This window comes from Mycobacterium sp. 1482292.6 (genome assembly GCF_001672995.1).
Classification (GTDB): Bacteria; Actinomycetota; Actinomycetes; order Mycobacteriales; family Mycobacteriaceae; genus Mycobacterium; species Mycobacterium europaeum_A.
The window spans coordinates 108,194-114,874 of record NZ_LZKV01000033.1 but is presented as its reverse complement, the minus strand read 5'-3'; the positions used below and the strand labels follow the sequence as shown (position 1 = coordinate 114,874).

At 69.5% G+C, this 6,681-nt stretch carries 6 protein-coding genes; 5 read left to right on the top strand and 1 reads right to left on the bottom strand.

Annotated elements, in window-relative coordinates; genetic code table 11:
- The 3 genes from A5624_RS02460 to A5624_RS02450 form a co-directional block, all read left to right on the top strand.
- Window positions 1-1,031 (top strand): polyribonucleotide nucleotidyltransferase (locus tag A5624_RS02460; RefSeq protein ID WP_082990469.1); only part of this gene is annotated, 1,031 nt, incomplete at its 5' end.
- Window positions 1,009-2,391: a pitrilysin family protein gene (locus A5624_RS02455; protein WP_066860980.1), complete on the top strand. Its 1,383-nt coding sequence runs from the start codon at window positions 1,009-1,011 to the stop codon at window positions 2,389-2,391. The genes A5624_RS02460 and A5624_RS02455, both read left to right, overlap by 23 nt.
- Before the next feature lie 60 nt (window positions 2,392-2,451).
- Entirely contained in the window at window positions 2,452-3,477 is a 1,026-nt protein-coding gene (locus tag A5624_RS02450; RefSeq protein WP_066860909.1) for a nitronate monooxygenase, read from the top strand.
- On the opposite strand, the gene ald is transcribed toward A5624_RS02450, so the two are convergent.
- Window positions 3,474-4,589, bottom strand: coding sequence for an alanine dehydrogenase (gene ald, locus A5624_RS02445; protein ID WP_066860906.1), 1,116 nt, complete (start codon window positions 4,587-4,589; stop codon window positions 3,474-3,476). The two genes, A5624_RS02450 and ald, sit on opposite strands and share 4 nt — an antisense overlap.
- A 90-nt stretch (window positions 4,590-4,679) precedes the next feature.
- Between ald and A5624_RS02440 the strand changes: the two genes are divergently transcribed.
- Window positions 4,680-5,141: an SRPBCC family protein gene (locus tag A5624_RS02440; RefSeq protein WP_066860903.1), complete on the top strand. Its 462-nt coding sequence runs from the start codon at window positions 4,680-4,682 to the stop codon at window positions 5,139-5,141.
- Between the two features lie 24 nt (window positions 5,142-5,165).
- The gene (locus A5624_RS02435) at window positions 5,166-6,629 is read left to right on the top strand and encodes an NAD(P)/FAD-dependent oxidoreductase (RefSeq protein ID WP_066860900.1); all 1,464 of its coding nucleotides are present in this window, start codon (window positions 5,166-5,168) and stop codon (window positions 6,627-6,629) included.
- Window positions 6,630-6,681: the final 52 nt, after the last annotated feature.

The window sequence follows — 6,681 nt, the reverse complement described above, 5'->3', positions numbered from 1 at the left end:
ACTTCCCGCCGTTCTCGACCGGCGAGACCGGCCGGGTGGGCTCACCCAAGCGGCGCGAGATCGGGCACGGCGCCCTGGCCGAGCGGGCCCTGATCCCGGTGCTGCCCGGCGTCGAGGAGTTCCCCTACGCCATCCGTCAGGTGTCCGAGGCGCTGGGTTCCAACGGCTCAACGTCGATGGGTTCGGTCTGTGCGTCCACCCTGTCGCTGCTCAACGCCGGTGTGCCGCTCAGGGCGCCGGTGGCCGGCATCGCGATGGGGCTGGTCTCCGACGACGTCGAGATCGACGGTCGCACCGAGCGCCGCTTCGTCACCCTGACCGACATCCTGGGCGCCGAGGACGCGTTCGGCGACATGGACTTCAAGTGCGCCGGCACCAAGGACTTCGTCACCGCGCTGCAGCTGGACACCAAGCTCGACGGCATCCCGTCGCAGGTGCTGGCGGGCGCGCTGGGGCAGGCCAAGGACGCCCGGCTGACCATCCTCGAGGTCATGGCCGAGGCCATCGACGCACCCGACGAGATGAGCCCCTACGCGCCGCGGGTCACCACCGTCAAGGTCCCGGTGGACAAGATCGGCGAGGTCATCGGCCCCAAGGGCAAGGTGATCAACGCGATCACCGAGGAGACCGGCGCGCAGATCTCCATCGAGGACGACGGCACCGTGTTCGTCGGCGCCACCGACGGGCCCTCGGCGCAGGCCGCGATCGACCGGATCAACGCCATCGCCAACCCGCAGTTGCCGACGGTCGGCGAGCGGTTCCTCGGAACCGTGGTCAAGACAACGGATTTCGGTGCGTTCGTGTCGCTGCTGCCCGGCCGTGACGGCCTGGTGCACATCTCCAAGCTCGGTAAGGGCAAGCGGATCGCGAAGGTCGAGGACGTGGTGAACGTCGGCGACAAGCTGCGCGTGGAGATCGCCGACATCGACAAGCGCGGCAAGATCTCGCTGGTTCTGGTGGAGGAAGACAACTCGGCTCCCGCCGATGCTCCGGCGGCCGCACCTGCCGATGCCGCGACGGCGAGCAGCTGACTCGTCGACCGGGACGCGTCCCGGTCGGGCCGGCGCTTTGCGCCGGGGCGAGGCCGCTGAGGCGGAATCGGCACCCCAGGCCGCGCTGCGGCGCAGCACGCTGCCGGGCGGCTTGCGGGTGGTCACCGAATACCTGCCCTCGGTGCGCTCCGCGTCGGTCGGGGTCTGGGTCGGCGTCGGCTCGCGCGACGAAGGTGCGACGGTGGCCGGGGCCGCGCACTTCCTCGAGCACCTGCTGTTCAAGTCGACCCCCAGCCGCACGGCGGTGGACATCGCGCAGGCGATGGACGCCGTCGGGGGAGAGCTGAACGCGTTCACCGCCAAGGAGCACACCTGCTACTACGCGCACGTGCTCGACAGTGATCTGGCCCTGGCCGTCGACCTGGTCGCCGATGTGGTGCTCAACGGGTGCTGCGCGGCCAGCGACGTCGAGCTGGAACGCGACGTGGTCCTCGAAGAGATCGCCATGCGCGACGACGACCCCGAGGACGCCCTCGGCGATATGTTCCTGTCCGCGCTCTTCGGTGACCATCCGGTGGGCCGTCCGGTCATCGGCACCGCGCAGTCGGTGACGTCGATGACGCGAAACCAGCTGCACTCGTTTCATGTCCGGCGCTACACGCCGGAGCGGATGGTGGTGGCGGTGGCCGGCAATGTCGACCACGACGAGGTGGTCGCGCTGGTGCGCGAGCACTTCGGGCCGCATCTGGTCCGCGGGCGCGACCCGATCGCGCCGCGCAAGGGGTCCGGCCGGGTCACCGGCCGTCCCGTCCTGATGCTGGGCAACCGGGACGCCGAGCAGGCCCACGTGTCGCTGGGCGTGCGCACGCCCGGGCGCGGCTGGGAGCACCGGTGGGCGCTGTCGGTGCTCAACACCGCGCTGGGCGGTGGCCTGAGTTCGAGGTTGTTCCAGCAGGTTCGCGAGCTGCGCGGGCTGGCCTACTCGGTCTACTCGACGGTGGACGTCTTCGCCGACAGCGGTGCGCTGTCGGTGTATGCGGCCTGCCAGCCGGAACGCTTTGCCGAGGTGATGGCGGTGACCAGCGGCGTGCTCGAATCTGTGGCGCGCGACGGCATCACCGAGTCGGAATGCCGCATCGCCAAGGGATCGCTGCGCGGCGGGCTGGTGCTAGGCCTGGAGGATTCCAGCTCGCGGATGAGCCGGTTGGGCCGCAGCGAGCTCAACTACGGCAGACACCGCAGCATCGAGCACACGCTGCAGCAGATCGATCGGGTGACCGTCGAGGAGGTCAACGCGGTGGCCCGCCGGCTGCTCGGGCAGCGCTACGGCGCCGCGGTTCTGGGCCCCTACACCGCCAAACGGTCACTGCCCCAACAACTTCGGGCGATGGTAGGCTAGCTCAAATGTCCGCCTCCTCACTCGCGCCGTGCCGGCGCTCGCCGTCGACGGACTAGCCGAATGGTACTGGGCTTCTGGGACATCATGGTGCCCATCGTGGGCGCCCCCATGGCCGGCGGGCCCGGCACTCCCGCGTTGGCCGCGGCGGTGTCCAATGCGGGTGGGCTCGGTTTCGTCCCCGGCGGGCACCGCAGCGCCGAGCAGTTCGCCGACGACATCGCGGCGGCGCGCAAGGCCACCACCGGCCCGCTCGGGGTGAACCTGTTTGTGCCCCAGCCCAGCGTCGCAGATTGGGTGGCCCTGCACTACTACGCGGCCGAACTCGAAGAAATCGCCGAGCATTACCAGGTGGAGGTGGGTCACCCGCAGCACGGCGACGACGACGAGTGGGAGCAGAAGCTCGAGGTGGTGGCCGACGTCCGGCCCGAGCTGGTGTCGTTCACCTTCGGTGTGCCGCCGCCCGATGTGATCCGGCGGCTCGGCGCGCTGGGCCTGCTGGTGATGGTCACCGTGACATCGGCCTACGAAGCGGGAGTGGCCGTCGCGGCCGGGGCGGACAGCCTGGTGGTCCAGGGTCCCGCCGCGGGCGGGCACCGCGGCACGTTCGCCCCCGACATGGAACCCGCGAACGAGTCGCTGCACCAGCTCATCGATCGCATCCGGCACGCCCACGACGTCCCGATCGTCGCCGCGGGCGGGCTGGGCACCGCCGACGAGGTCGGGGCGGCGCTGCGCAGGGGAGCGGTGGCGGCCCAGGTCGGCACCGCGTTGCTGCTGGCCGACGAGGCGGGCACCAACGCGGCGCATCGCGTCGCCCTGAAGAACCCGCTGTTCGCGACGACCGTTGTCACGCGGGCGTTTTCGGGCCGCTACGCGCGCGGGCTGGAGAACGACTTCACCCGGATGCTTGATCACGTGGCGCCGCTGGGCTACCCCGAGGTCAACCAGATGACCTCACCGATCCGGGAAGCGGCCGCCGCCATGGAAGACCCCAACGGGATGGCGCTGTGGGCGGGGACCTCGTTCAAGCACGCGTGCGCCGGCCCCGCCGCGGACATCATCGCCCGCCTCGCGGCCACCAGTTAGCCCAGAACGCCGGCCGGGTCGGTGAACGGCAGGCCGAGGTCGGTGGCCACCTGCTCGGACAGCAAGGCGCCGTCGTGCGTCGAAAGGCCTTTGGTCAGAGCATGATCCGATCGGCACGCGGCCTGCCAGCCCCGGTCGGCGAGCGCCAGCACGTAGGGCATGGTCGCGTTGGTCAGCGCCACCGTCGAGGTCTTGGGCACCGCGCTCGGCATGTTCGCCACGCAGTAGAAAACCGTGTCGTGCACCGCGAAGGTGGGATCATCGTGCGTGGTCGGCCGGGAGTCCTCGAAGCAGCCGCCCTGGTCGATCGAGATGTCGACCAGCACTGCGCCCGATTTCATCTGCGAGACAAGGGAATTCGAGATCAGCTTGGGCGCCTTGGCGCCGGGCAGTAGCACGGCGCCGATGACCAGGTCGGCGCGCTTGACGGTGCCCTCCAAATCGTAGGCCGACGAGTAGCGGGTGCGGACCTGGCCGCCGAACTCCGCATCGAGCAGCCGCAGCTTGTTGATGTTGACGTCGAGAACCGTGACTGCCGCACCCATCCCGCCGGCGACCCGCGCGGCGTTATAGCCGGCGGTCCCCGCGCCGACGACCACGACGTCGGCGGGTTTGACGCCCGGCACGCCGCCCATCAGTACCCCGCGCCCGCCGTGGGTCCGCATCAGGTGATAGGCGCCCACCTGAGCCGACAGCCGGCCGGCGACCTCGCTCATCGGGGCCAGCAACGGCAGCGTGCCGTCGGCGGCTTGGACCGTCTCGTAGGCGATCGACGTCGTCCCGGATGCCAACAGCGCCTCGGTGCACGCCCGCGACGCGGCCAGATGCAGGTAGGTGAACAGGATCTGGTTGCGCCGCAGCAGGTCATACTCGGTCGGTACCGGCTCTTTGACCTTGAGCAGCAGATCGGCATCGCCCCAGACCTGCTCGGCCGTGTCCGCCAGTTCGGCCCCGGCGGCCTTGAACTCGGCATCGGAGATCGCCGACCCCTCCCCGGCGCCGGCCTGCACCAGCACGTCATGGCCGCGGCGGGTCAGCTCGGCGACACCGGCGGGGGTGATGGCCACCCGAAACTCGTTGGTCTTGGTCTCGGTCGGTACGCCGACTCGCATGATTGCCCCTCGGTTGCCGGTTCACCGTCAAGTGTGAAGAAAGTTCGTAAGCGGCGCAAAAGCTGGGTGTTTGCTGGATATGATCGGCGAATGAGTGACCCGTGCGTGACGGCCACCGTGCGGATCGGGGCCCGGCCCGACGAGGTGTACCGGCTCATCACCGACCTGCCCACGCTGGCCGAGCTGGCCGAGGAAGCGGTGGCGATGGAATGGCGCAAAGGTGACGCGGTGCGGCCGGGCGCGGTGTTCGTCGGCCACAACCGCAGCGGCAGCCGGCGCTGGAGCACCAAGTGCACGGTCACCGACGCCGAACCGGGCCGCCGCTTCGCATTCGACGTGAGCCACACCATCTTTCCGGTCGCCCGCTGGCAATACGACATCGTCGCGGCCGACGGCGGATGTGAGGTCACCGAAAGCACCTGGGACCGCAGGCCCGGGTGGTTCCGCAAGGTCGCCGGCAAGGCCACCGGCGTCAGCGATCGGGTGACCGCCAACACTGAGCACATCCGGCTCACGCTGCAGCGCCTCAAGCAGCGCGCCGAAACCGACTAGCCCACGAACCACCGGAGTGTTTCGATGACGCGACGCGACCCAGCCGTAGCCGTCATCGGAGCGGGCATGTCCGGACTGTGCGTCGCAATCACCTTGCTGCGCAACGGTATCAGCGATGTGACCGTTTATGAGAAGGCCGACGAGGTGGGCGGCACCTGGCGGGATAACACCTATCCGGGGCTGGTCTGCGACATCCCCTCGCGCATCTACCAATACAGCTTTGCCCGCAACCCCGACTGGTCGCACCTGTTCTCGCCCGGCGGCGAAATCCAGGCCTATTTCCGTGACATCGCCGACCGTTACGGGTTGCGGAGGCGGATTCGGTTCGGCACCGAGATCGTCCACGCCCGTTTCGACGACGGCCGGTGGGTGGTGCGCACCGCTGCCGGGGAGGAATTCAAGGTCGACTTCTTGATCTCGGCCACCGGCGTGCTGCATCACCCGCGACTGCCAACGATTCCGGGCTTGGATGCCTTCGGCGGCAATGTGTTTCACTCGGCGCGCTGGGATCACGGCGTCGACGTGGGTGGGCTCCGGGTCGCGGTGGTCGGCAACGGGTCGACGGGCGTGCAGCTGGTGTGCGGGCTGGCCGGGGTGGCCGGCCAGGTCACGCTGTTCCAGCGCACGGCGCAATGGGTGCTGCGGCTGGCCAACCCGCGCTACAGCGGCTTCACCGGGATCACCCGGCGCAAGATGCCGTGGCTCGACGGGTTGGCGTACCGCATCTACAGCCTGGGCTACGACTACTTCGCGGTCGGACTGACCAAGCCGGGCCTGCGCCGCAAGATCATGGCGGCGCTGTGCCGCGCCAGCCTCTGGGAAATCCGCGATCCCGATTTGCGGCGGGCCCTGACCCCCGACTACACGCCGGCCTGCAAACGACTGGTGATGTCGAACGGCTTCTACCGGGCGATGCAGCGCGACGACGTCGAGCTGGTGACGGCGGGCATCGACCATGTCGAAGAGCGCGGCATCGTCACCGCCGACGGGGTCCTCCACGAGGTGGACGTCATCGTGCTCGCCACCGGATTCGACACCCACGCGTTCTTCCGGCCGATGGAACTGATCGGGCGTGACGGCATCCGCGCCGACGACGTCTGGCGCGACGGGCCGCGGGCCTACCAGCCCGTGGCGCTGTCCGGCTTCCCCAACTTCTTCATGATGCTGGGGCCGCACAGCCCGGTGGGGAACCTGGCGCTGACGACGGTGGCCGAATCGCAGGCCGACCACATCGTGGGCTGGATCGAGCGCTGGCGCCGCCGTGAATTCGACACGGTGGAGCCGACGGCCGCGGCGACCGAGCGTTTCAACGCGACGCTGCGCGCCGCGATGCCGGACACCGTGTGGACCACCGGCTGCAACAGCTGGTACCTCAACAACGACGGCGTGCCCGAGGTGTGGCCCCTCACGCCGGCCGAACACCGCCGGATGCTGGCGAACCCCGAACCCGGCCAGTACGACCTGCGCCGGCACGCCGCGGCCCGCTGAAGAACCGCGCCAAAGAACCCAGTACCGGCGGTTTCGCATATCTGGGTCGCGT